Origin of the sequence: Roseovarius sp. (assembly GCF_040223625.1) — a bacterium.
In the GTDB taxonomy this organism is placed as follows: domain Bacteria; phylum Pseudomonadota; class Alphaproteobacteria; order Rhodobacterales; family Rhodobacteraceae; genus Roseovarius.
This window is the reverse complement of the sequence record NZ_JAVKFX010000024.1, coordinates 1-22,798: the sequence shown is the minus strand read 5'-3', so window position 1 is coordinate 22,798 and position 22,798 is coordinate 1. Positions and strand designations below refer to the sequence as shown.

Annotated in this window: 22 protein-coding genes; 14 read left to right on the top strand and 8 right to left on the bottom strand. The window is 67.2% G+C overall.

Translation table 11 applies throughout. The annotated features are described in order from the left end of the window. Nucleotides 1-12 precede the first annotated feature (12 nt). The 9 genes from sucC (at nt 13) to lpdA (ending at nt 10,489) form a co-directional block, all read left to right on the top strand. Nucleotides 13-1,206, top strand: a complete 1,194-nt coding sequence (gene sucC, locus RLN94_RS06190) for an ADP-forming succinate--CoA ligase subunit beta (protein ID WP_350128294.1) — start codon at nt 13-15, stop codon at nt 1,204-1,206. Between the two features lie 7 nt (nt 1,207-1,213). After that, the gene (locus RLN94_RS06185; protein ID WP_350128291.1) at nt 1,214-1,468 is read left to right on the top strand and encodes a hypothetical protein; all 255 of its coding nucleotides are present in this window, start codon (nt 1,214-1,216) and stop codon (nt 1,466-1,468) included. A 12-nt stretch (nt 1,469-1,480) separates the two neighbouring features. Next, nucleotides 1,481-2,365 carry a succinate--CoA ligase subunit alpha gene (sucD, locus tag RLN94_RS06180; protein WP_350128288.1) on the top strand — a complete coding sequence of 295 codons (885 nt, stop codon included), beginning with the start codon at nt 1,481-1,483 and terminating at the stop codon, nt 2,363-2,365. A gap of 63 nt (nt 2,366-2,428) precedes the next feature. Continuing rightward, nucleotides 2,429-2,869, top strand: a complete 441-nt coding sequence (locus RLN94_RS06175) for a DUF805 domain-containing protein (protein ID WP_350128285.1) — start codon at nt 2,429-2,431, stop codon at nt 2,867-2,869. A gap of 175 nt (nt 2,870-3,044) precedes the next feature. Beyond that, entirely contained in the window at nt 3,045-6,005 is a 2,961-nt protein-coding gene (locus RLN94_RS06170) for a 2-oxoglutarate dehydrogenase E1 component (protein WP_350168687.1), read from the top strand. A gap of 4 nt (nt 6,006-6,009) precedes the next feature. Continuing rightward, nucleotides 6,010-7,629, top strand: coding sequence for a 2-oxoglutarate dehydrogenase complex dihydrolipoyllysine-residue succinyltransferase (gene odhB / locus RLN94_RS06165; RefSeq protein ID WP_350158521.1), 1,620 nt, complete (start codon nt 6,010-6,012; stop codon nt 7,627-7,629). A 497-nt stretch (nt 7,630-8,126) separates the two neighbouring features. Further along, nucleotides 8,127-8,537: an MAPEG family protein gene (locus tag RLN94_RS06160; RefSeq protein WP_350158523.1), complete on the top strand. Its 411-nt coding sequence runs from the start codon at nt 8,127-8,129 to the stop codon at nt 8,535-8,537. After that, nucleotides 8,534-8,953 carry a hypothetical protein gene (locus tag RLN94_RS06155; RefSeq protein WP_350158524.1) on the top strand — a complete coding sequence of 140 codons (420 nt, stop codon included), beginning with the start codon at nt 8,534-8,536 and terminating at the stop codon, nt 8,951-8,953. The genes RLN94_RS06160 and RLN94_RS06155 overlap by 4 nt, the downstream gene beginning before the upstream one ends. Nucleotides 8,954-9,094: 141 nt before the next feature. Beyond that, entirely contained in the window at nt 9,095-10,489 is a 1,395-nt protein-coding gene (gene lpdA / locus RLN94_RS06150) for a dihydrolipoyl dehydrogenase (RefSeq protein WP_350130213.1), read from the top strand. 184 nt (nt 10,490-10,673) lie between these two features. On the opposite strand, the gene RLN94_RS06145 is transcribed toward lpdA, so the two are convergent. Genes RLN94_RS06145 through RLN94_RS06130 form a run of 4 tightly spaced genes read right to left on the bottom strand, consistent with a single transcriptional unit; the run spans nt 10,674 to nt 13,573 of the window. After that, nucleotides 10,674-11,276 (bottom strand): pyridoxamine 5'-phosphate oxidase family protein, encoded by a 603-nt coding sequence (locus RLN94_RS06145; protein WP_350130211.1) that lies wholly within the window; start codon nt 11,274-11,276, stop codon nt 10,674-10,676. Beyond that, entirely contained in the window at nt 11,254-11,997 is a 744-nt protein-coding gene (locus RLN94_RS06140; RefSeq protein ID WP_350130209.1) for a lysophospholipid acyltransferase family protein, read from the bottom strand. The genes RLN94_RS06145 and RLN94_RS06140 overlap by 23 nt, the downstream gene beginning before the upstream one ends. Continuing rightward, a complete protein-coding gene (locus tag RLN94_RS06135; protein ID WP_350130207.1) occupies nt 11,994-12,899 on the bottom strand; it encodes a cell division protein FtsX in 906 nt (301 codons plus the stop codon). Before RLN94_RS06135 ends, RLN94_RS06140 begins: the two co-directional genes overlap by 4 nt. After that, complete coding sequence (locus tag RLN94_RS06130) at nt 12,896-13,573, bottom strand: cell division ATP-binding protein FtsE (protein WP_300894817.1); 678 nt, start codon at nt 13,571-13,573, stop codon at nt 12,896-12,898. The genes RLN94_RS06135 and RLN94_RS06130 overlap by 4 nt, the downstream gene beginning before the upstream one ends. 169 nt (nt 13,574-13,742) lie before the next feature. Here RLN94_RS06130 and RLN94_RS06125 point away from each other — a divergent pair, with 169 nt between their 5' ends. Continuing rightward, the gene (locus tag RLN94_RS06125) at nt 13,743-14,585 is read left to right on the top strand and encodes a zinc-ribbon domain-containing protein (RefSeq protein WP_350130204.1); all 843 of its coding nucleotides are present in this window, start codon (nt 13,743-13,745) and stop codon (nt 14,583-14,585) included. Between the two features lie 15 nt (nt 14,586-14,600). Here RLN94_RS06125 and RLN94_RS06120 read toward each other — a convergent pair whose 3' ends face one another. The 4 genes from RLN94_RS06120 to argH form a co-directional block, all read right to left on the bottom strand. Beyond that, nucleotides 14,601-17,225, bottom strand: a complete 2,625-nt coding sequence (locus RLN94_RS06120) for a TIGR02302 family protein (RefSeq protein ID WP_350130202.1) — start codon at nt 17,223-17,225, stop codon at nt 14,601-14,603. A 40-nt stretch (nt 17,226-17,265) separates the two neighbouring features. Next, nucleotides 17,266-18,531 (bottom strand): diaminopimelate decarboxylase, encoded by a 1,266-nt coding sequence (lysA, locus tag RLN94_RS06115; protein ID WP_350130200.1) that lies wholly within the window; start codon nt 18,529-18,531, stop codon nt 17,266-17,268. A gap of 118 nt (nt 18,532-18,649) precedes the next feature. Next, a complete protein-coding gene (locus tag RLN94_RS06110; protein WP_350130198.1) occupies nt 18,650-18,829 on the bottom strand; it encodes an argininosuccinate lyase in 180 nt (59 codons plus the stop codon). Continuing rightward, nucleotides 18,826-20,217, bottom strand: a complete 1,392-nt coding sequence (gene argH, locus RLN94_RS06105; protein WP_350168682.1) for an argininosuccinate lyase — start codon at nt 20,215-20,217, stop codon at nt 18,826-18,828. The genes RLN94_RS06110 and argH overlap by 4 nt, the downstream gene beginning before the upstream one ends. A 22-nt stretch (nt 20,218-20,239) precedes the next feature. Between argH and RLN94_RS06100 the strand changes: the two genes are divergently transcribed. The 4 genes from RLN94_RS06100 to RLN94_RS06085 all read left to right on the top strand — a co-directional run. Then, nucleotides 20,240-20,806, top strand: coding sequence for a TlpA disulfide reductase family protein (locus RLN94_RS06100; RefSeq protein WP_502949387.1), 567 nt, complete (start codon nt 20,240-20,242; stop codon nt 20,804-20,806). 42 nt (nt 20,807-20,848) lie between these two features. Further along, complete coding sequence (gene ttcA, locus RLN94_RS06095; RefSeq protein WP_350133026.1) at nt 20,849-21,727, top strand: tRNA 2-thiocytidine(32) synthetase TtcA; 879 nt, start codon at nt 20,849-20,851, stop codon at nt 21,725-21,727. Nucleotides 21,728-21,778: 51 nt separating this feature from the next. After that, the gene (locus RLN94_RS06090; RefSeq protein WP_350133029.1) at nt 21,779-22,171 is read left to right on the top strand and encodes a hypothetical protein; all 393 of its coding nucleotides are present in this window, start codon (nt 21,779-21,781) and stop codon (nt 22,169-22,171) included. Nucleotides 22,172-22,174: 3 nt separating this feature from the next. Then, the coding region (locus RLN94_RS06085) for an EAL domain-containing protein (protein WP_350168701.1) at nt 22,175-22,798 on the top strand (624 nt) is incomplete at its 3' end.

The following is a 22,798-nucleotide window of genomic DNA, read 5'->3' as shown; positions in this document are numbered from 1 at the left end:
CGGGACAGTTTCATGAACATCCATGAGTATCAGGCGAAGGCTCTGCTTCGCTCCTACGGTGCCCCCGTGTCGGATGGCCGCATCGTCCTGCGGGCCGAGGAAGCCAAGACAGCCGCCGGCGCGCTCGACGGGCCGCTCTGGGTCGTCAAGGCCCAGATCCACGCGGGCGGCCGCGGCAAGGGCAGCTTCAAGGAGCCGGGCGCCGGCGACGCGGGCGGCGTGCGCCTCGCCAAGTCGGTCGAGGAAGCGGCCGACGAAGCCAAGCGGATGCTCGGCCGGACACTCGTGACCAAACAGACCGGTCCCGCCGGCAAACAGGTCAACCGCATCTACATCGAGGATGGCTCCGGCATCGAGAAGGAGATGTATCTCGCCCTCCTCGTCGACCGCGTCACCTCCCGCGTCAGCTTCGTCTGCTCCACCGAGGGCGGCATGGATATCGAGGAGGTCGCCGAGAAGACCCCCGACAAGATCCTCAGCTTCTCGGTCGATCCGGCCACCGGCTACCAGCCGTTCCACGGCCGCCGCATCGCCTTCATGCTCGAACTCGAAGGCAAGCAGATCAAGCATTGCGTCTCGCTGATGGGCACCCTCTACCAGATGTTCCTCGAGAAGGACATGGAGATGCTCGAGATCAACCCGCTGATCGTCACCGACGCGGGCGACCTCAAGTGCCTCGACGCCAAGATGGGCTTCGACTCGAACGCCATCTACCGCCATTCCGACATCGCCGAACTGCGCGACACGACCGAGGAAGACCCCAAGGAGCTCGAAGCCTCCAAGTACGACCTCAACTACATCGCGCTCGACGGCGAGATCGGCTGCATGGTCAACGGCGCGGGCCTCGCCATGGCCACCATGGACATCATCAAGCTCTACGGCTCCGAACCCGCCAACTTCCTCGACGTGGGCGGCGGCGCCACCAAGGACAAGGTGACCGAGGCGTTCAAGATCATCACCTCCGACCCGAACGTGAAGGGCATCCTCGTCAACATCTTCGGCGGCATCATGCGCTGCGACGTCATCGCCGAGGGCGTGGTCGCCGCGGTCAAGGACGTGGGCCTCAAGGTGCCGCTGGTCGTCCGGCTCGAAGGCACCAATGTCGAGAAGGGCAAGGAGATCATCGAGACCTCCGGCCTCAACGTCATCGCCGCCGACGACCTCAAGGACGGCGCCGAGAAGATCGTGAAGGCGGTGAAGGGGTAACCTGCGCTTGAAACAGGAAACCGCATTCGTGCTCTCTATCGGAGCCATCGCCCTGGCGCTGATCTGCGCAGGCGCCGGCTACGTGGCCTCGCGGTTGTGCCGTCTGGTCATCACCGGGCCGGAAAGCGCGTACAACACCTGTGGCGGCCCCGGCGGCGGACTCGCGGAAGGGCTTACGAAAACGCTGTCCACCGGCGCATATGTGGTTTCTGCAACATCAATTCTGGCTTTCTTCTTCCTCATGAAGAAGGCGCGACAATAGGAGAACGCCAAGATGGCAGTCCTCGTAGACGAAAACACCAAAGTGATCTGTCAGGGCCTCACCGGCTCGCAGGGCACCTTCCACACCGAACAGGCCATCGCCTACGGCACCAAGATGGTCGGCGGCGTCACCCCCGGCAAAGGGGGCCGGACCCATCTCGACCTGCCGGTCTACAACTCGGTCCACGAAGCGATCCACGAAACCGGCGCCAACGCCTCGGTGATCTACGTGCCCCCGCCCTTCGCCGCCGACTCGATCCTCGAGGCGATCGACGCCGAAATGCCCCTCATCGTCTGCATCACCGAGGGCATCCCGGTGCTCGACATGATGCGCGTCAAGCGGGCGCTGGAAACCTCGCAGTCGGTCCTCATCGGCCCCAACTGCCCCGGCATCATCACCCCCGACGCCTGCAAGATCGGCATCATGCCCGGCCACATCCACAAGCGCGGCTCCTGCGGCGTCGTCTCCCGCTCCGGCACGCTCACCTACGAGGCGGTCAAGCAGACAACCGACGTCGGCCTCGGCCAATCCACCTGCGTCGGCATCGGCGGCGACCCGATCAAGGGCACCGAGCATATCGACGTGCTGGAATGGTTCCTCGCCGACGATGAAACCGAGTCGATCATCATGATCGGCGAGATCGGCGGCTCGGCCGAGGAGGACGCGGCCCAGTTCCTGAAGGACGAGGCCAAGAAGGGCCGCAAGAAACCGGTCGCGGGCTTCATCGCCGGCCGCACCGCGCCTCCGGGCCGCCGCATGGGCCACGCGGGCGCCATCGTCGCGGGCGGCAAGGGCGGCGCCGACGACAAGATCGAGGCCATGCGCTCGGCCGGCATCACCGTCTCCGAAAGCCCCGCGGGCCTCGGCGAAGCGGTGCTCGAAGCCATCGGCAAATAAGGAAATACCATCAGAAAGGGCCCGGCCAAACGGGCCCGCCAACAACACGGGAAGGGAAATACCATGGACTTTCAGACATCGGTCAAGACATGCCTGACACAGAAATACGCCACCTTTGCCGGCCGCGCCTCGCGGTCGGAATACTGGTGGTTCATGCTGGCCTACGTCATCGGTGCGCTGATCGTCTCCTTCCTGGGCTGGATCGTCTACATGCTCTACGTGCTGGCGCTGATCGTGCCGGCCACGGCGGCGGGCTGGCGGCGCCTGCAGGATACCGGGCGCCCCGGGTGGTACATCCTGATCCCGGTCGGGTTCAGCCTTCTGTCGATGCTGCTCACCCCCGCCCCCGTGGTCGACCCGACGGCCCCCGGCGGCATGGGCGGCATGGGGCTGATGGCCATCCTCGGCATCGTCCAGCTGATCCTCGCCATCGTCTACATCTACTGGCTCACCCGCCCGTCCGAGCCCGAAACCAATGCCTACGGCCCGCCGCCGCAGGCCTGACCGCAACACGAAAAGGCGTTCCAATGGCCATGAGCCAGACAGAGCACAAGCCGAACCGCCCCGCGGGCCGCATGGCCGGCCCCCGGGCAGCCGCCCCCCTATTCACGGCAGTTCATGCCTCGGCCCGCCCGCCCGTCGCCCGGGCCGGGCTCAAGGCACTTACGGGAGTCTGACAATGACCGACCAATCCCCCAACGACCAGTTCCATGCCTCCTCCTTCATGCAGGGGCACAATGCCGAATACCTCGAACAGCTCTACGCCCGCTACGCCAACGACCCGTCCGCGGTCGATCAGGCCTGGGCCGATTTCTTCTCGCAGCTCGGCGACGGCGAGATCGACGTCAAGAAAGAGGCCGCCGGCCCCTCCTGGGCGCGCGCCGACAGGCCGCCGCACCCCAATGACGACCTGACCGGCGCGCTCACCGGCGAATGGCCGCCCGAGGCCGAGGCGAAGAAGGCCGGCGACAAGATCAAGGCCAAGGCCGACGAGAAGGGCGTCGAGATCTCCGACGACGCGGTCAAGCGTGCCGTGCTCGACTCGGTCCGCGCCCTGATGCTGATCCGCGCCTACCGCATCCGCGGCCACCTCGCCGCCACGCTCGACCCGCTCGGCCTGCGCGACCACGGTTACCGCCCGGAACTCGACCCGCGCTCCTACGGCTTCACCGAATCCGACATGGACCGGCCGATCTTCATCGACAACGTGCTGGGCCTTCAGGTCGCCTCGATCCGCGAGATCGTCGAGATCGTCAAACGCACCTATTGCGGCACCTTCGCCCTGCAATACATGCACATCTCCGACCCCGAGCAATCCGCCTGGCTCAAGGAACGGATCGAGGGCTACGACAAGGAAATCCGCTTCACCCGCGAGGGGCGCAAGGCGATCCTCAACAAGCTGGTCGAGGCCGAGGGCTTCGAGAAATACCTCCACGTCAAGTACATGGGCACCAAGCGCTTCGGCCTCGACGGCGGCGAAAGCCTGATCCCGGCGATGGAACAGATCATCAAGCGCGGCGGCAGCCTCGGCATCAAGGAAATCGTCATCGGCATGCCCCACCGCGGCCGGCTGTCGGTGCTCGCCAACGTGATGGGCAAACCCTACCGCGCCATCTTCAACGAGTTTCAGGGCGGCTCCTTCAAGCCCGAAGAGGTCGACGGCTCCGGCGACGTGAAATACCACCTCGGCGCCTCCTCCGACCGGGAATTCGACGGCAACTCCGTCCACCTCTCACTCACCGCCAACCCCTCGCATCTCGAGGCGGTGAACCCGGTGGTGCTCGGCAAGGTCCGCGCCAAGCAGGACCAGTATCACGACACCGACCGCACCTCGATCCTGCCGATCCTGCTGCACGGCGACGCGGCCTTCGCGGGCCAGGGCGTCGTGGCCGAATGCTTCGGCCTGTCGGGCCTGCGCGGCCACAAGACCGGCGGCACCATGCATATCGTGGTGAACAACCAGATCGGCTTCACCACCGCGCCCCACTTCTCGCGCTCCTCGCCCTACCCGACCGACATCGCCCTGATGGTCGAGGCGCCGATCTTCCACGTCAACGGCGACGACCCCGAAGCGGTCGTGCACGCCGCCCGGGTCGCCACGGAATTCCGCCAGAAGTTCCACAAGGACGTGGTGATCGACATCTTCTGTTATCGCCGCTTCGGCCATAACGAGGGGGATGAACCGATGTTCACCAACCCCATCATGTACAACAAGATCAAGAAGCAGAAGACCACGCTGGCGCTCTACACCGACCGGCTGATCGCCGACGGGCTGATCCCCGAGGGCGAGATCGAGGACATGAAGGCCGCCTTCCAGTCCTACCTCGCCGACGAGTTCGAGGCGGGCAAGGAATACCGCCCCAACAAGGCCGACTGGCTCGACGGCAAATGGTCCCATCTCGACCGCCAGGACGAGGATTACCAGCGCGGCGAAACCTCGATCAAACCCGAAACGCTCGAGGAGATCGGCAAGGCGCTCACCACCGCGCCCGAGGGATTCCCCCTGCACAAGACCGTCTCCCGCCTGCTCGACGCCAAGGCGAAGATGTTCGAAACCGGCGAAGGCTTCGACTGGGCCACCGCCGAGGCGATCGCCTTCGGCTCGCTGCTGACCGAGGGCTACCCGGTCCGGCTGGCCGGTCAGGACAGCACCCGCGGCACCTTCTCCCAGCGCCACTCCGGCTTCATCAACCAGGAGACCGAGGAGCGTTACTACCCGCTCAACAACATCCGCTCCGGCCAGGCCCAGTATGAAAGCATCGACTCGATGCTCTCCGAATATGCCGTGCTGGGCTTCGAGTACGGCTTCTCGCTGGCCGAACCCAACGCCCTCGTCCTCTGGGAGGCGCAGTTCGGCGATTTCGCCAACGGCGCCCAGATCATGTTCGACCAGTTCATCTCCTCGGGCGAATCCAAGTGGCTCCGCATGTCCGGCCTCGTCTGCCTGCTGCCCCACGGCTACGAGGGGCAGGGCCCGGAACACTCCTCCGCCCGGCTCGAACGCTTCCTCACCATGTGCGGCCAGGACAACTGGATCGTCGCCAACTGCACCACGCCGGCCAACTACTTCCACATCCTGCGCCGGCAGCTCCACCGCACCTTCCGCAAGCCGCTCATCCTGATGACGCCCAAGTCGCTCCTGCGGCACAAGCTCTGCGTCTCCACTGCCGACGACTTCACCACCGGCTCCTCCTTCCACCGGGTCCTGTGGGACGACGCCCAGCACGGCAATTCCGACACCGAGCTGGTCGCCGACGACAAGATCAAGCGCGTCGTGCTCTGCTCCGGCAAGGTCTATTTCGACCTGCTCGAGGAACGCGACAAGCGCGGCATCGACGACGTCTACCTGATGCGCATCGAACAGTTCTACCCGTTCCCCGCCATCTCCCTCGTGAAGGAGATGGAGCGCTTCAAGAAGGCCGAGGTCGTCTGGTGCCAGGAAGAGCCCAAGAACCAGGGCGCCTGGAGCTTCATCGAACCCAACATCGAATGGGTCCTCACCCGCATCAAGGCCAAGCACTCCCGGCCCGTCTACGCCGGCCGCCCGGCCGCCGCCTCGCCCGCCACGGGCCTCGCCTCGCAACACAAAGCCCAACAGGAAGCGCTGGTCGACGCCGCGCTCAGCATCGAAGGAAAGTGATCCGATGACCATCGAAGTACGAGTCCCCACGCTGGGCGAATCCGTCACCGAAGCCACCGTCGCCACCTGGTTCAAGCAACCCGGCGACGCGGTCGCGGCCGACGAGATGCTCTGCGAACTGGAAACCGACAAGGTCACCGTCGAGGTGCCGGCCCCCGCCGCCGGCAAGATGGCCGAGATCGTCGCCAAGGAAGGCGAGACCGTCGGCGTCGACGCCCTCCTCGCCACCATCTCCGAGGGCGAAGGCGCGGGCGACGACGACGCACCGAAGAAACCCGCCTCCGACGAGAAATCGGAGAAGACGGAAGAGAAGAAGCCCGAATCCGGCCGCGGCAGCGGCGGCTCCACCGCAGGCAGCGGCGGCAATGGCGGCGGCAACATCGACGTGATGGTCCCCACCCTGGGCGAATCCGTGTCCGAGGCCACCGTCTCCACCTGGTTCAAGAAGGTCGGCGACAGCGTCAGCCAGGACGAGATGCTCTGCGAGCTGGAAACCGACAAGGTTTCGGTCGAGGTGCCCTCTCCCGCCGCCGGCACCATCACCGAGATCCTCGCCCAGGAAGGCGAGACGGTGCAGGCCAACGCCAAGCTCGCCGTCCTCAACGGCGCCGCCGACGGCACCACCGAACCCGCCGTGCGCCCCGCCGCCGGGCAGGACGATCTCGCCGGCTCCGAGGCCGATGCGGGCGGCGCCCAATACACCGCCCCGCCCGCCGGCCGCGATGTCGAGGATGCCCCTTCGGCCAAGAAGGCGATGGCCGAAAAGGGCCTCTCCCGCGACCAGGTCGAAGGCTCCGGCCGCGACGGCCGCGTGATGAAGGAAGACGTGGCCAAGGCCGGCTCCGGCGCCGCCAAGTCCGACAGCGCCCCCGAGGCCAAGGCCCCCGCCCAGGCCCCCCGCGCCCCGGTCTCCGCCGAGGATGCCGAGCGCGAGGAACGGGTCAAGATGACCCGCCTGCGCCAGACCATCGCCAAGCGCCTGAAGGACAGCCAGAACACCGCCGCCATGCTCACCACCTATAACGAGGTGGACATGACCGGCGTGATGGAACTGCGCAACGCCTACAAGGACGAGTTCCAGAAGAAGCACGGCGTCAAGCTCGGCTTCATGTCCTTCTTCACCAAGGCCTGCTGCCACGCGCTGAAGGAGGTGCCGGAGGTCAACGCCGAGATCGACGGCACCGACATCGTCTACAAGAACTTCGTCCACATGGGCATCGCCACCGGCACGCCCACGGGCCTCGTCGTGCCGGTGATCCGCGACGCCGACGCGCTCTCCTTCGCCGAGATCGAGAAGGCCATCGCCGAGAAAGGCGCCCGCGCCCGCGACGGCAAGCTCTCGATGGCGGAAATGCAGGGCGGCACCTTCACCATCTCCAACGGCGGCGTCTACGGCTCGCTGATGTCCTCGCCGATCCTCAACCCCCCGCAATCGGGCATCCTCGGCATGCACAAGATCCAGGAACGGCCGATGGTCGTGAACGGCGAAATCGTCGCCCGCCCGATGATGTACCTCGCGCTGAGCTACGACCACCGCATCGTCGACGGCAAGGGCGCGGTCACCTTCCTCGTCCGGGTGAAAGAGGCGCTGGAAGATCCGCGGCGGTTGTTGATGGACCTGTGATCGCCATGGTGGGTTTCACCCACCCTACGAAGATACGCCGGGCGGGCGACAATCCGTCCGGCGCCCCGTAGGGTGGGGGCCAACCCACGAGCCTGACCCATCAACCGGACGGACCGACCCCCTGACCACCCACCTCCTCCTCCGCTACGACAGCTTCGACCGCGGCACCCACGACGCCCACGCCGAGGACCGCGCCAATGCCGGCCTCACCCAACTACAGCTCTGGCGCGAGGGCACCGGCGCCCACTGGGCCCTCTTCGACGTCAACGACCCCGACCGCGCCACGGCCTGGGTCGAAAAGGTAACCGCCCTCGGCCACGGCCCCTCCGCCCACCACCTGCTGGAGACCGCATGACCCCGCCACTCCCCACCCCGGGCCCGACCCGGGGCCTCGCGCCACATACACCCCCCGCCCCGGGCTCGACCCGGGGCCTCGCGCCATCACCGAGCAACCCCCTCCAAAAGGTCCCCGGTCAAGCCCGGGACGTGACCACCCAATGACCCCCGAGCTCACCGCCCTCACCCTCGCCGCCCTGCTCCAGGTCGTGCAATACGTCCTCATGGCGGTCCCGGCCAACCTCGAGCTCGGCCCGGGCAAGACCCTCTCCCCGCGCGACCCCGGCCGCCTCGGCCAGCCGCTGATCGACCAGGTCAGCCCCGGCACCGGCCGCCTCTTCCGCGCGCTCAACAACCATTTCGAGGGGCTGATCCTCTTCACCATCGCCTGCGTCGTCGTCACGCTGGCCGACCAGTCCACCCCGGTCACGACCGCCTGCGCCTGGACCTACCTCGCCGCCCGCGTCCTCTACATTCCCGCCTACTATTTCGGCTGGGTCCCCTGGCGCTCCCTCATCTGGGCCGTGGGCTTCGGCGCCACCACCCTCATGCTTCTGGCGGCCCTCCTGTGAAGCGGCCTCTCGGCATATCCCTTGTTGCGGCGGCCTGCGCGGCCATCGCGCTGAACACCGCGTTCAACCTGATCCCGACCTTCCGCGAGGGCCCCCCGGAGCAATTCGCCGGTCTCCCCGGCACCTATCAGATCTGGGCCTCCATCCCGCTCCTGATCGCCGCCACCATCGTCACCTGGCTCAGTATTCGCAGAAGCCGGCACACCATATGGGCCATGCTGGCACTCCTCGCCGCGATGGTCTTTCCGTTCGCACAGTTTCTCTTCCTCCAGACCGAGGCTCGATCCGGCTCCGATCCGTATGCCGACACCACCTACGTGGCAATTCGCCTGCAATATGTCCTGCTCTGGTCCGCGCTCTGGCTGGCCGCCTTCCTCTACCTCGTCCACTCGGCCCGGAAAGGCGTCCTGACATGAGCTTCTTCTGGCCGGAAATATCCCGGGGTGAATTGGCCGAAGGCCAAGAGGGGCAGCGCCCCTCCGCCGAAAAAACACCGACGCAATACCGACAAAATACCGACGTGATACCGACGTCCCAAATCCAAGGAGAACCCGCTCATGGCAAGCTATGACGTCATCGTAATCGGCTCCGGCCCCGGCGGCTATGTCGCCGCCATCCGCTGCGCCCAGCTGGGCCTGAAAACCGCCTGTGTCGAAGGCCGCGACACCCTCGGCGGCACCTGCCTCAACGTGGGCTGCATCCCGTCGAAGGCCCTGCTCCACGCCTCCCACATGCTGCACGAGGCCGAGCACAACTTTGCCAAGATGGGCCTCAAGGGCAAGGCGCCCTCCGTCGACTGGAAAGAGATGCTGTCCTACAAGAACGACACCATCGGCCAGAACACCAAGGGCATCGAATTCCTTTTCAAAAAGAACAAGATAGACTGGCTCAAGGGCTGGGGATCGATCCCCGAAGCGGGCAAGGTCAAGGTGGGCGACGACACCCACGAGGCCAGGAACATCATCATCGCCTCGGGCTCCGAAGCGGCCAACGTCCCCGGCGCCGAGGTGACCATCGACGAGAAGATCGTCGTCACCTCCACCGGCGCCCTCGAACTGCCCAAGATCCCCAAGAAGATGGTCGTCATCGGCGCCGGCGTCATCGGCCTCGAGATGGGCAGCGTCTACGCCCGGCTCGGAACGGAGGTGACGGTCGTCGAATACCTCGACCACATCACCCCCGGCATGGATGGCGAGGTTCAGAAGAACTTCCAGAAAATGCTGAAGAAACAGGGGCTTCAGTTCGTCATGGGCGGCGCCGTCACCTCGGTCGAGACGCTCAAGACCAAGGCCAAGGTGAACTACAAGCTGCGCAAGGACGACAGCGAGCACCAGCTCGACGCCGACGTCGTCCTCGTCGCCACCGGCCGCAAACCCTATACCGACGGCCTCGGCCTCGACGCCCTCGGCATCGAGCTCACCAAGACCGGCCAGATCAAGACCGACGAGCACTGGCAGACCAACGTCAAGGGCATCTACGCCATCGGCGACGCCATCACCGGCCCGATGCTCGCCCACAAGGCCGAGGACGAGGGCATGGCCGCAGCCGACGTGATCGCCGGCAAGCACGGCCACGTCAATTACAACGTCATCCCCAGCGTCATCTACACCCACCCCGAGGTCGCCGCCGTGGGCAAGACCGAGGAGCAGCTGAAGGACGAGGGCCGCGCCTACAAGGTCGGCAAGTTCTCCTTCATGGGCAATGGCCGCGCCAAGGCCGTCTTCGCCGGCGACGGCTTCGTCAAGCTGATCGCCGACAAGGAAACCGATCGTATCCTCGGCGCCCACATCATCGGCCCCTCGGCCGGCGACCTGATCCACGAGATCTGCGTGGCGATGGAATTCGGCGCCTCGGCCGAGGATCTGGCACTGACCTGCCACGCCCACCCGACCTTCTCGGAAGCGGTGCGCGAGGCGGCATTGGCCTGCGGCCTCGGGCCGATCCACTCATAAGAAAAAGGCCGGTGAGAAGCTGCTCTCACCGGCCATGCATCCGCCACAGGCACTCTACGATGTGAATGGCAGTCTCCGTTACACCAGGGGGACGGATGCGGACACTGCAAGACTGTTACGCGACGGCCCGGAACTTCCGTCGCAGAAAAATGCGAGGCGGGCCTGCAAGGGCCCGACGAGCCGCCTACCACATGCGCGGTGCGGCGTTCTTCTCGTAATCCCGATCATAGGCCGCCCCGCCCATCTCGCCATCCGACATGTCCGCCAGGATCTGCCCAACCGTCGGCACCGTCTCGCGGTCGTCCCGCGTCCACAGGCCCGAGCGCAGCAACGCCTTGGCGCATTGGGTGTAGACCTCGGCCACCTCGATCACGATCACCGTCGCCGGCAGGGTCGACTTGTGCGCAAATCCCTGCCTCAAGCCCTCGTCATCGGTCAGCACCGCGCGCCCGTTCACCCGGACCGTGGTGTTCGAGCCGGGCACCAGGAACAGCAGCGCCACCCGCCCGTCCTCGACGATATCCTTCAGGCAATCCAGCCGGTTGTTCCCGCGCCAGTCGGGCATCATCAGCGTGCGCTCGTCCTCCACCCGGACCACCGGCCCGGCATCGCCGCGAGGGCTGCCATGCACGCCGTCACGTCCCACCGTCGACAGGATGCAGAAGCGCGACCCCTCGATCCACTCCCGATACAGCGGCGTCAGCCGCGTCGCCACCTTCACGATCGCCGCCGGCACCGCCTCGTCGTAAAGCGCCGACAGCGCCTCAACCGTCTCGATTTTCCGCATCGAACCCCGCCTCCGTCATCAACCTGTTCGAGGCCTCCTCGACCTCGTCCGCCAGCCGCGCCATGAACGTGCCCTTGTCGAGCCCCGCCTCGATCCGCGGCAGGAATTCCACCACCGCCAGCCCCGGCTTGCGCAGGATGCCCATGCGCGGCCAGAACAGCCCCACATTGGTGGCCGCCGGCACGCAATCCTGCCCCAGCTCCTCGTAGAGCACGCCCGAGCCGATCTTGAACGGCGCCTGCACCCCCGGCGCGATCCGCGTGCCCTGCGGATAGATGATCAGCTGACCGGGCGCCTGCCGCCCCTTGGCCACGTCGCGCACCATCTTCTTGATCGCCAGGCTCCGCTTGCCCCGGTCGACCGGCACACAGCCGATCTTGAGCGCGTACTGCCCGATCACCGGCGCCCACATCAGCTCGCGCTTCATGATGAACTTGCCGGCGGGCACGCTGCCGAAGATCAGGATGATATCGAGGAAAGACTGGTGTTTCGCGGCGATCAGCACCTCGTCGGTGGGCGGCGTGCCGCGCACCTCGGTGCGGATGCCCACCATCCAGCGCGCCGTCCACCGCACCCAGCGGCACCATGTATGACAGGCGGTCAGCGCGCCCTTCCGGCTGACCAGCGCCCAGGGGAAGAACACGATCCCCAGAACCCCCATCATCGCGTAGATATTGACGATGAAGACCAGCGACCGGACCCATTGAACCGTCTCTCTCATGGCATGTCCCGCAAGGTCTTCCGCGCGGCGGCCCGCGTCGCGGCAAAGGCCACCAGCCCGGCCAGGATCGGGATGGTCAGCGGCCAGAGCCAGTGCCAGCCCTGAAAGCCCAGCCCGGTCAGGAACCCGCCCTCGGGCTGCGCCGAGGGCAGCAGCGCGATCGCCACCATGCCCAGCACCATGCCGATCCCCGCCCCGGTCAGCGCCCGAAGGGTGAACCGCCGCTCGAAGGCCTGCGCGATATAGGAATCCCGCGCCCCCACCAGCCGCAGCACGCTGATCACCTGCGTGTTGGCCGCCAGCGCCGCGTTGGCGGCCAGCGTGATCATCGCCGCCGTCGCCGCCCCGATCAGCAGGATCGAGGCCCAGCCCAGCATCCGCAGCCGGCTCGCCGCCTTCACCAGCGGCCGCCGCCAGCGGGTGTGATCGTCCAGCACCGCCCCCGGCGCCTCCGCCGCCAGCCGCAGGCGCAGCCCCTCGGGGTCATAGCCCTCCTCGGTCTCGATCACCTCGATGAGCTGCGGAATGGGCAGCGTGTCGACCGGCAGGTCGGGCCCGAACCACGGCTCCAGCAGCGCCTGCTGCTCCTCCGAGCTCAGCGCGCGGGCCGTGTCGACGCCCTTGGTGGTCTCCAGCACCTTCAGCGCCGCCTCGGTCTGGGCCGCAAGCTGGCCGTCGGGCGCCGAGATGCGGATCGTCGAACTCCGCGCCAGCTCCGCCCCCCACTGATCGGCCAGCCGCCCGGTCGCCAGCGACAGCGCCAGCGCGAAGACCGCAAGGAACGCCATCGCCGCCGCGCTGAACAAGGTCAGCGTCGCGGTGAACCCCGTTGGCGGCACGACCCGGTCGGCCTGCGTATCGCCGACAAGGAACTCGGTCACCTGGCTCAGCACCGCCTTCAAAGGTCCGCCCCCGCCAGTTGCAGCCGCCGGTTGGAAATCCGCAGCACGCGCGCCTGCACATGGGTCTTCGCCGCCCGGATCAGCGCAAGGTCATGGGTCGCCACCATGATCGTCTTGCCCATCCGGTTCAGCTCGATCAGCAGCCGCAACAGGCGCTGCGACATGTCCCAGTCGATGTTGCCGGTGGGCTCGTCCGCCAGCACCACGTCCGGCGACATGATCACCGCCCGCGCCAGCGCCGCCCTCTGCCGCTCGCCGCCCGACAGCTCCGGCGGCAAGGCACCCGCCCGTGCCGTTAGCCCGACCCAGCTTGTCAGCTCCTTCAGGTTCGCCCCCTCGGCCAGCAGGTCGCGCCCGGCCACCATCAGCGGCAGCGCTATATTGTCCGACACGTTCAGATGGTCGAGAAACTGGCAATCCTGGTGCACCACGCCGATCCGCCGCCGCGCCAGCGCGATATCGTCCCGCTCCATGTCGCGCACGTCCGACGTGAACAGCCGCACCTGCCCCGACGTCGGCAGAAGCGCCCCGTAGCACAGCTTCAGCAGCGTGGTCTTGCCCGCCCCCGACGGCCCGGTCAGGAAATGAAACGACCCGGGCTGCAGCTTGAGCGATATCTCACTCAGCAACTCGCCCCCGCCGTAATTGTAGGCCACGTTCTCCAGCTCGATCAAAGCCTGCCCCTTCGCGAAACAGCCCTTTCATGCCCCAAGGCATGCGGCAGTGCAACGGTAACTGCCCCAAATTGCTTTGCTCTTTGACAAACCAGCCGTTACACATAAGGTCAAGCAGACCGCCGGGTTGAAAAAGGCGGCTGCCGGGGATCAGGCGACGGATGGCGAGATGAGGCTCATTTGCCCGAATTGCGGGGCACAGTACGAGGTTCCGGACGAGGTTATTCCGGAAGAGGGGCGTGACGTACAGTGTTCCAATTGCGGCGACACCTGGTTCCAGTCGCACCCCGATCATCCCCGGGCTGCCGAGGCTGACGAACAGGCCGAGCCCGCCGAAGCCGCCGAGGACGCGGACGAGGACACCCCCGACTGGGTCGAGGTCGAGGACGACGATCAGGAAGACCTGACCGCGACCCCGGCCGAGGAGACCGAAACCCCCTCCCGGCGAGAGCTCGACCCCGATGTCGCCAGCGTCCTGCGCGAGGAAGCCTCGCGCGAGAAACAGGCCCGCCAGGCCGAGAAGGGGTGGCTGGAAACCCAGCCCGATCTCGGGCTCGACGGGGCACATGACGACAGCGACCGGCGCTCGCACCAGGCCAGGGCCCGCATGGCCCGCCTCCGCGGCGCGGCCACCCCCCAGGACGACCCGGCCGAGGACGAGGATATCGACCCCTCCACCCGCCGCGGCCTGCTACCGGATATCGACGACATCAACTCCACCATTGCCTCGGCCCAGCCCGCCGCACGCGAAGACCTCTCCGCCCGCGACGGCAGCAAGGTCGCCGCGCCCGAACGCTCGTCCGGCGGTTTCCGCCGCGGCCTGCGCCTGGCCGTGCTGCTGGCGATCCTCGCCACCGCCGTCTACATCTTCTCGCCGCAGATTGCCGAAACCATCCCGGCCACGGCCGATCCGCTGGTCGCCTATGTCGAAACGGTGAACGGCTGGCGGGCACAGTTGAACGAGGCGGTGGCGCCCCTCGTCGCGCAGGTTCAGGAAATGATCGGCGGGTAGCGTCGCCGCCCGGCCTCAGAACCGCTCCAGCAGCCGCTTGAGATATTCCAGCTCCACGTCCGGCCGCTCGCCCTCGCCCGAGCGCCGGCGGATCTCGTCCAGCAACTCCCGCGCCCGGCGATAGACATCCTCGCCCTGCAACAGGTTGTCCTGCGTGCCCACCTGCGAGCCCTGCCCGGGCGCCCGGCCCAGCGGGTCGTTCTGCTGGTCGCCGAACTGGCCGCGGGCCTGGCCCTGCGCGCCCTCGGTCTGGTTGTTCTCGGCCATCGCCTCGCCAAGGTTCCGCATCCCCTCGCGCAGCGCCTCCATCGCCTCCGACTGCCGGTCGATCGCCTCGGCCAGGTCATCCTGCCGCAGCGCATCCTCGGCCCCCCGCATCGCCTGGTCGGCCCGGTCGAGCGACTCGCGCGCCGCGTCGCCCGCCTCGCTGCCGGCACCGGGCAGGTTGCCGCGCTGCCGTTCCAGCTCTCGCCGCAGCGCCTCCTGCCGGTCGGCCAGCGAACCTTGCTGGCCCTGCTGGCCTTCCTGGCCGTTCTGGCCCTGCTGCTGCCCCGGCTGCTGGCCGGGCTGGTTGCCCTGACCCTGCTGGTTCCCCTGCCCCTGCTGGTGGCTCTGGCCCCGCCCCTGCGAGCCGTCGCGGCCCTCGTTCTGCTGCGACTGCCCCTGCTGAGAGTTGGGGTTGAACTGCTCCTGCAGGTCGCGGAACGCCTGGTCCGACAGGCCCTGCTGGTCACGCAGCGTCTCGGCCAGACCTTCCATCGCCTCCTGCCCGGGGTTCTGACCCTGCTGGCCCTGCTGGCCCTGCTGGCCCTCGGTCATCCGCAGGTTCTCCATCATCTCCTGGAATTCCTGCAGCGCCTGTTCGGCCTCGGCGTAACGCCCTTCCTCCATCAGCTCCTGGATCCGGTCCATCATGTCCTGCAGATCCTGCTGGTTCAGCGTCATCATGTTCTCGGAAAGCTGCTGGTCGCCCTGCTGCTGTTCGCCATCGCGCTGCGCCTGCTGCGACTTCTGCCGCAGGTAATCCTGCGTGGCATCCCGCAGCTCCTGCATCAGCCGGGCGATCTCGTCCTCGCTGGCGCCGTTGCGCATCGCCTCACTCAGCCGCTCCTGCGCCTCGCGCATCCGCTCCAGCGCGTCGCCGATATCACCGTCCTCCAGCACCAGCGCCAGGTCCCACAGCGCCTGCGCCACCTCGTCCCGCGCCTCGGTCGTCAGGCTGTCATGCGCCGTCAGTGTCTCCAGCCGCCGCAGGATCACCCGCAGGCGCAGATAGGCCGTCTCCGACCGGAACAGCCCCTCTTCCGGCGCGTGCGACACCGCCCGCAGCACCTGCGCCACCCGCGGGGCATTGTCGCGCGACCACAGAAGATCGCGCCGCATCTCGATGACCGAGGCCGCCAGCGGATCGAAGAACCGCCGCGCCGGTAGGCGCATCTCCTCCGGCGCGCTCTGCCCGGCTTGGTCCGCGGCATCGCGCACTTCCAACTCCAGCGTCACCGGCAGGTGCGCCCAAGGGTGCTGCGACAGGTTCTCGATCAGCGTTTCGGTAAACTCGGCCCGGTCGCCGGTGATCGGCATTGGCAGGTCGATCGAGATCGGCTCCCGCGACTCCGGCTCCGCCGCCAGCCCGTAACGCCGCTCCACCGCCTCGAGATCCAACCGGAAGGTCGCCTTGCCCGCCACCACGCCGTGATCGTCCTCGGCCCGGAACGGCTTGCTCATCTGCCCGTCGAAGGTCGTCTTCGCCCCGTCCGAGACAAGCGAGACCTGCGGCTCTCGATCCGGGATCGCCACGATCTTCCACGACGTGCCCCCCGGCCCGTCGATGCTCAGCGTGCCGTCCGAGGCGATCACGAAGGAATGTTCCGTATCCGTCGCCGCGCCCACATCCTCCGTCCGGCCAGACACGGTCTCGGCCACGCTCAGCGCGCCGACCTCCCCGTAAAGCCGCACGGTCACCCGGCTGCCCTCCGGCACCCGGATCTCGCCCTTCTGATCATTCAGGTAGAGGCTCGGCAGCCCGGTATAGGCCGGCGGTTCGATCCAGCCCTCCCACGCGGGCCCCGTCGAGATGTCAGGCCCGTTCCCCGGCCCCATCTGCGACACCGAACCCACCCGCATCACCGACCCGAAGAGCAGCGCCACGACCAGCCCGAGCAACGCCACATATCGCAACCCGAACGGATCGCGCGGCGCCAGCGCCAGGTCGGGCTCCACCGCCTTCGCGGCGCTCGCCCGCTCCGCCATGCGCCGCAGATGCGCCTGCCACAGGGCTTCCGAGGCGGGATCGCCCCCGCCGATGGCCTGCCGGTCGCCCAGCGCCGCCAGCGGCCGGCCCGGCATCACGCTGTCCATCCTGTCGACAGCCTCCTGCCGCCTGGGCCAGCGGAACCGCATCGCGCCGTGAATGGCAAACCCGATCAGCCCCAGCCCGGCCAGCACGAAGCCCACCCAGACCACCTCGACCGGCATCAGGTCCTGCAACCCCAGGATCAGCGCCGCGGCCGTCGCCGCCAGCACCGTCCAGAACGGCCAGAATGCCCGCACGAGCCGTTCCGCGATCAGCCCGGCCCATGTCAGGCTGAGCGGACGCCGCAAACGGTTCATCACGGGGGTCAGAGGGGTCTGTCTGGCCATGCTCCCTTCCGGATCGGGGGCTGCCGCACCTGTCGCACTCTTACAGCCATTCCGGAATGGTATCGCGATTTATCATCTCGTCAAAGGTCGGACGCGCCCTGATGACGGCAAATTGATGCCCATGCACCAGCACTTCCGGCACCAGCGGCCGCGTGTTGTACTCGCTCGCCATCACCGCGCCATAGGCCCCGGCACTGCGGAACGCCACAAGCTCCCCCTCGCCCACGGGCGGCATCATCCGGCCCTTCGCAAATGTGTCGCCGCTTTCACAGACAGGGCCGACGATGTCATAGGGCGCCTGTTCCACCGCCGCGCCGGGCTCGATCACCGGCACGATATCGTGATAGGCATCGTACATGGCCGGGCGGATCAGGTCGTTCATCGCCCCGTCGAGGATCAGGAAATTCCGCCCCTCGCCCTCTTTCAGGTAAATCACCCGGCTGACCAGAATTCCGGCATTCCCGACCACCAGCCGCCCCGGTTCGATCTCGATCTCGCAGCCAAGATGCCCCACCTCCTCGCGAATCATCTCGCCGTAATCCAGCGGCAGCGGCGGCGCCTCGTTGCTCCGCGTGTAGGGAATGCCAAGCCCCCCGCCCAGGTCGAGCCGCCGGATGTCATGCCCGTCGGCCCGCAGCACCTCGGTCAGTTCCGCCACCTTCCGATAGGCCAGCCGGAACGGCTCCAGCTCGGTCAGCTGGCTGCCGATATGCACATCGACCCCGATCACCTCCAGCCCGGGAAGGGCCGCGGCCTCGGCATAGACCTCCCGCGCCCGCGCGATGGGAATACCGAACTTGTTCTCGCTCTTGCCCGTGGCGATCTTGGCATGGGTCTTCGCATCCACGTCTGGGTTCACCCGGATCGTCACCGGCACCGTCGCGCCAAGGCCCGCCGCCACCTCGCTCAGCGCCCGCAACTCCGGCTCGCTTTCCACGTTGAACTGCCGGATGCCGCCCTCGATGGCCAGCCGCATCTCGTCCCGCGTCTTGCCGACGCCCGAGAACACGATCCGCTCCCCCGGCACGCCCGCCGCCTTCGCCCGCGCATATTCCCCGCCCGAGACCACGTCCATCCCCGCGCCAAGCCCCGCCAGCGTTTTCAAAATCGCCTGGTTGCTCGCCGCCTTCATCGCGTAGCACACCAGGTGATCCACCCCCTCCAACGCCTCGTCGAACAGCCGGAAATGCCGCGTCAGCGTGGCGGTGGAATAGCAGTAGAACGGCGTGCCCACCGCGGCCGCGATCTCGGCCACAGGCACATCCTCGGCATGCAGCACCCCGTCACGATACAGGAAATGATCCATCACTCAGCCTCGCCCAACCCGGCATTTCATTGTTCCGGAAATACTCAATTCCCCGGCCAGGGTCCGCGATACCGCATCCGGCGGGCACAAACCATCCGGCAAATCACCCCCGGGGGCGTCAGAGGCTGGTGCCCACACCCATCGTGAACCGCCCCGACACGAAATCTGCGCCGACCCCGCCGCTCATTCCGTTGGACCCGAGGCCGACATTGGCGTTCATCGACGGCTGGATCGGCTCGCCATCGGCGCCACAGGCCGCCAGCGCCGCAAGGCTCACAAGAACGAAGACGCGTTTCATGACAGGATCTCCTTCCACCGGGCAATCTGTTCGCGCACGCGCACCGGCGCGGTGCCGCCAAGGCTCGTCCGGGACGCCACCGAATTATGCACGCCCAGCACGTCGAATACATCCCCCGTGATGGCCCCGTGCACCGATTGCATGTCCTCGAGGCTGAGATCAGGCAGGTCGCACCCCCTCTTCTCGGCCATCGCCACCAGCGACCCGGTCACGTGATGCGCCTCGCGGAACGGCATACCAAGCACGCGCACCAGCCAGTCGGCCAGATCCGTCGCGGTCGAGAACCCGGTCGCCGCCGCCGTCTCGAGGTTCTCGCGCAACGGCGTCATGTCGCGCACCATCCCCTCCATCGCCGCCAGCGCCAGCATCAGGTGATCGGCCGCGTCGAAAACCTGCTCCTTGTCCTCCTGCATGTCCTTGGAATAGGCCAAGGGCAGCCCCTTCATCACCGTCATCAGCGCCACGTTCGCCCCGAAGATCCGCCCCACCTTGGCCCGCAGAAGCTCGGCGGCGTCGGGGTTCTTCTTCTGCGGCCTGATCGACGACCCGGTGGAGAACCGGTCGGAGAGCGCCACGAAGCGAAACTGCGCCGACGACCAGATCACCAGCTCCTCGGCAAACCGGCTCAGGTGCATCGCGCAGATGCTGGCAACCCCCAGAAACTCCAGCGCGAAATCCCGGTCGCTCACCGCGTCCAGCGAATTCGCACAGGGCCGGTCGAACCCCAGCGCCTCCGCCGTCATCTCCCGGTCAATCGGGAAAGACGTGCCCGCCAGCGCCGCCGCCCCCAGCGGGCATTCGTTCATCCGCTTCCGCGCATCGCGCACGCGGGAAAGATCCCGCCCGAACATCTCCACATAGGCCATCATGTGATGGCCCCACGTCACAGGCTGCGCCACCTGCAGATGGGTGAACCCGGGCATCACCCAGTCCGCCCCGGCCTCCGCCTGCGCGAGGCACGCTTGCAAGAGCGTGACGAGCCCCGCCTCCGCCGCATCGAGCTGATCGCGCACCCAGAGCCGGAAATCCGTCGCCACCTGGTCGTTCCGGCTTCGCCCCGTGTGCAACCGCCCGGCCGGCTCGCCGATCACCTCCTTCAGCCGCGCCTCGACATTCATGTGAATGTCCTCCAGCGCGGTGGAAAATTCGAACGTGCCCCCTTCGATCTCTGACAAGACCGTGAGCAGCCCTTCCCTCATCGCCTCGGCATCCTTATCACTGACGATGCCCGTGGCGGCCAGCATGGCGGCATGGGCCCTCGAACCGGCGATATCCTGTGCCGCCAGACGCTTGTCGAACCCGATCGAGGCATTAATTGCTTCCATGATCGCGTCCGGTCCGGCGGCAAAGCGGCCGCCCCACATCTGGTTCGAGGTCGTGTCAGTCATGTCTTGGCCCTTCGGAGGGAATATGAAAATCCTGTCTGCGTTCGTCCTTTATACATGCATGATCCTCGGTGCAAACGCCGCCGCCGCCGACATGAACAAGCTCGCCGCCATGCGCGAGGGCGACATGAAGAAACTCTCCTTCCATGCCGAACCGAAAGAGGTCTCGCAAGCCAGCTACACGATGGAAGACGGCAGCACCGGCTCCCTCGCAGATTACGAGGGCAAGATCGCGGTGGTGAACTTCTGGGCCACCTGGTGCGCCCCCTGCCGCAAGGAAATGCCCATGCTGTCCGAGCTTCAGGCCGAACTGGGCGGCGAGGATTTCGACGTCGTCACCATCGCCACCGGCCGCAACCCGCCCCCGGCGATGAAAGCCTTCTTCGACGAGATCGGCGTCGACAATCTCCCCCTCCACCGCGACCCCAAGATGCAGATATCGCGCGAGATGGGGATCCTCGGCCTGCCGATCACCGTCATCCTCAACCGCGACGGGCAGGAGATCGCCCGCATGCAGGGCGACGCCCACTGGAACTCCGACAGCGCCAAGGCGATCATCAGGGCGCTGATCGAGGACGGCGCCTCCGGCTGAGATCTCTTGCCCGACGCCCCGGGAAGGTCTAAGGCCCGTCCCATGTTCGACAATGCCGACGATATCCACCCGCTATTCGAGGGCGCGCCCTCGGGCACAGAGTTCAAGAAGCTCCGCAAACGCATCGTGCGCCAGACGCGCGAGGCGGTGGAACAGTACGGCATGGTCGAAAAGGGCGCCAAGTGGCTCGTCTGCCTCTCCGGCGGGAAAGACAGCTACACCCTGCTCGCCATCCTCTACGAGCTGAAATGGCGCGGCCTCCTGCCGGTCGAGCTGCTGGCCTGCAACCTCGACCAGGGCCAGCCCGGTTTCCCGGCCACCGTCTTGCCCGAGTTTCTAAAGAAGATGGGCGTGCCCCACCGGATCGAGTACCAGGACACCTATTCCGTCGTCGTCGACAAGGTCCCGCAGGGCCGCACCTACTGCGCCCTCTGCTCGCGCCTCCGCCGTGGCCACCTCTACCGCATCGCCCGCGAGGAAGGCTGCTCGGCCGTCGTGCTCGGCCACCACCGCGACGACATCCTCGAGACGTTCTTCATGAACCTCTTCCATGGCGGGCGGCTGGCCACCATGCCGCCGAAACTGATCAACGAAGAGGGCGACCTCTTCCTCTACCGCCCCCTTTCCTTCGTCGCCGAGGCCGATTGCGAACGCTTCGCCAGGGCCATGAGCTACCCGATCATCCCCTGCGACCTCTGCGGCTCGCAGGACGGGCTTCAGCGCCAGCAGGTCAAGCAGATCCTCGACGGCTGGGAGCGCAACTCCCCCGGCCGCCGGCAGGTGATGTTCCGCTCGCTGATGAACGCCCGGCCCTCCCACCTGCTCGATTCGGGCCTCTTCGATTTCGCCGGCCTCCAGCGGCGGGACGCAGAGGATACGGCCCTGCAAGACGGGCCGGACGTCCCCCCGAAGCTGCGTTAAGGAAAAATTGAGCGACAGGACGTAGCGTCCGGGCACAAACCGGGAACGTCCATGATTCTACGCATCCGACAAACCTGTGCCCTGCTGCGCCGACAGCTCGCCGACCTTTTGACGGGGCCGCTGGCGCTGGCCCTTCTGCCGGCGCTCCTGTTGGCCGGCTACTGGGCGGGGGGCGAATCCGCCCTGCTCTGGGCGACCATCGCCTTTCCGGCGCTGCTCGTGCTGGCCGGCGTGTTCGGCCGTCCGCCCGCCCCCACCGGCATGGATACCGCAACGCCCACCGCCGGCGCCTCGCTGGAGGAGGCGCTGGATGCCGCCCTCCTGCGCGCCCGCGACCAGGGCGGGATGACCGCCTGCATGATGCTGGAACTGGAAAATCACACCGCGCTCCGCAACACCCATGGCGAGGGCGCGACCGGGCAGGCCGCCGACCGCGTCGCCTAGCGGCTGAACGCCTGCCTGCGGCGGCGCGACAGGGTGTTCCGCCTCGACGATGCGACCTTCGGCATCGTCCTCTCGCCGCCCCGCTCCATGACGCCGGAGGCCGTTTGCAAGCTCGCCGCCCGCCTCCAGGGCGAGGCGCAGCGCCCCGCCAGCGCCGCACCGGACACGCCGCGCTTCACCGCGGCGATCGGCATCTGCCTGTCCGTAGGCGGGTTCGGCGAACGCGGCGCCGGGCTTTCCTCGGTCGCCACCGCGGCCCTGCGCGATGCCGTGGCTTTCGGGCCCTCCGCCATCCGCGTCCACCGGCCCGAGTCCGGCCCCTCGACACAGGGCATCCGCCCCGCCCGACCGCGCGACGAGATCGCCCAGGCCCTCAATGGCGGGGAAATCACCGCGTGGTACCAGCCCCAGCTCTGTACCGATACCGGCCGCGTCTCGGGGTTCGAGGCGCTGGCGCGCTGGTGCCATCCCCAACGCGGCGTGCTGTTGCCGGGCTGCTTCCTGCCGCACCTCGAACGGGCCGGCCTGACCGGCACGCTGCAGGCCATCATGCTCCGCGAGGCGCTCGAGGCGCTCGGCGGCTGGCAAGCGCAGGGCTTCGCGATCCCCGGCGTCGGCGTGAACTTC

Excerpts from the sequence above, each read along its gene's own strand:
- sucC (WP_350128294.1), top strand. The coding sequence starts at position 13 with ATGAACATCCATGAGTATCAGGCGAAGGCTCTGCTTCGCTCCTACGGT.
- sucD (WP_350128288.1), top strand. The coding sequence starts at position 1,481 with ATGGCAGTCCTCGTAGACGAAAACACCAAAGTGATCTGTCAGGGCCTC.
- RLN94_RS06175 (WP_350128285.1), top strand. The coding sequence starts at position 2,429 with ATGGACTTTCAGACATCGGTCAAGACATGCCTGACACAGAAATACGCC.
- RLN94_RS06170 (WP_350168687.1), top strand. The coding sequence starts at position 3,045 with ATGACCGACCAATCCCCCAACGACCAGTTCCATGCCTCCTCCTTCATG.
- odhB (WP_350158521.1), top strand. The coding sequence starts at position 6,010 with ATGACCATCGAAGTACGAGTCCCCACGCTGGGCGAATCCGTCACCGAA.
- RLN94_RS06160 (WP_350158523.1), top strand. The coding sequence starts at position 8,127 with ATGACCCCCGAGCTCACCGCCCTCACCCTCGCCGCCCTGCTCCAGGTC.
- lpdA (WP_350130213.1), top strand. The coding sequence starts at position 9,095 with ATGGCAAGCTATGACGTCATCGTAATCGGCTCCGGCCCCGGCGGCTAT.
- RLN94_RS06145 (WP_350130211.1), bottom strand. The coding sequence starts at position 11,276 with ATGCGGAAAATCGAGACGGTTGAGGCGCTGTCGGCGCTTTACGACGAG.
- RLN94_RS06140 (WP_350130209.1), bottom strand. The coding sequence starts at position 11,997 with ATGAGAGAGACGGTTCAATGGGTCCGGTCGCTGGTCTTCATCGTCAAT.
- RLN94_RS06125 (WP_350130204.1), top strand. The coding sequence starts at position 13,743 with ATGAGGCTCATTTGCCCGAATTGCGGGGCACAGTACGAGGTTCCGGAC.
- RLN94_RS06120 (WP_350130202.1), bottom strand. The coding sequence starts at position 17,225 with ATGGCCAGACAGACCCCTCTGACCCCCGTGATGAACCGTTTGCGGCGT.
- lysA (WP_350130200.1), bottom strand. The coding sequence starts at position 18,531 with ATGGATCATTTCCTGTATCGTGACGGGGTGCTGCATGCCGAGGATGTG.
- RLN94_RS06110 (WP_350130198.1), bottom strand. The coding sequence starts at position 18,829 with ATGAAACGCGTCTTCGTTCTTGTGAGCCTTGCGGCGCTGGCGGCCTGT.
- argH (WP_350168682.1), bottom strand. The coding sequence starts at position 20,217 with ATGACTGACACGACCTCGAACCAGATGTGGGGCGGCCGCTTTGCCGCC.
- RLN94_RS06100 (WP_502949387.1), top strand. The coding sequence starts at position 20,240 with ATGAAAATCCTGTCTGCGTTCGTCCTTTATACATGCATGATCCTCGGT.
- ttcA (WP_350133026.1), top strand. The coding sequence starts at position 20,849 with ATGTTCGACAATGCCGACGATATCCACCCGCTATTCGAGGGCGCGCCC.
- RLN94_RS06090 (WP_350133029.1), top strand. The coding sequence starts at position 21,779 with ATGATTCTACGCATCCGACAAACCTGTGCCCTGCTGCGCCGACAGCTC.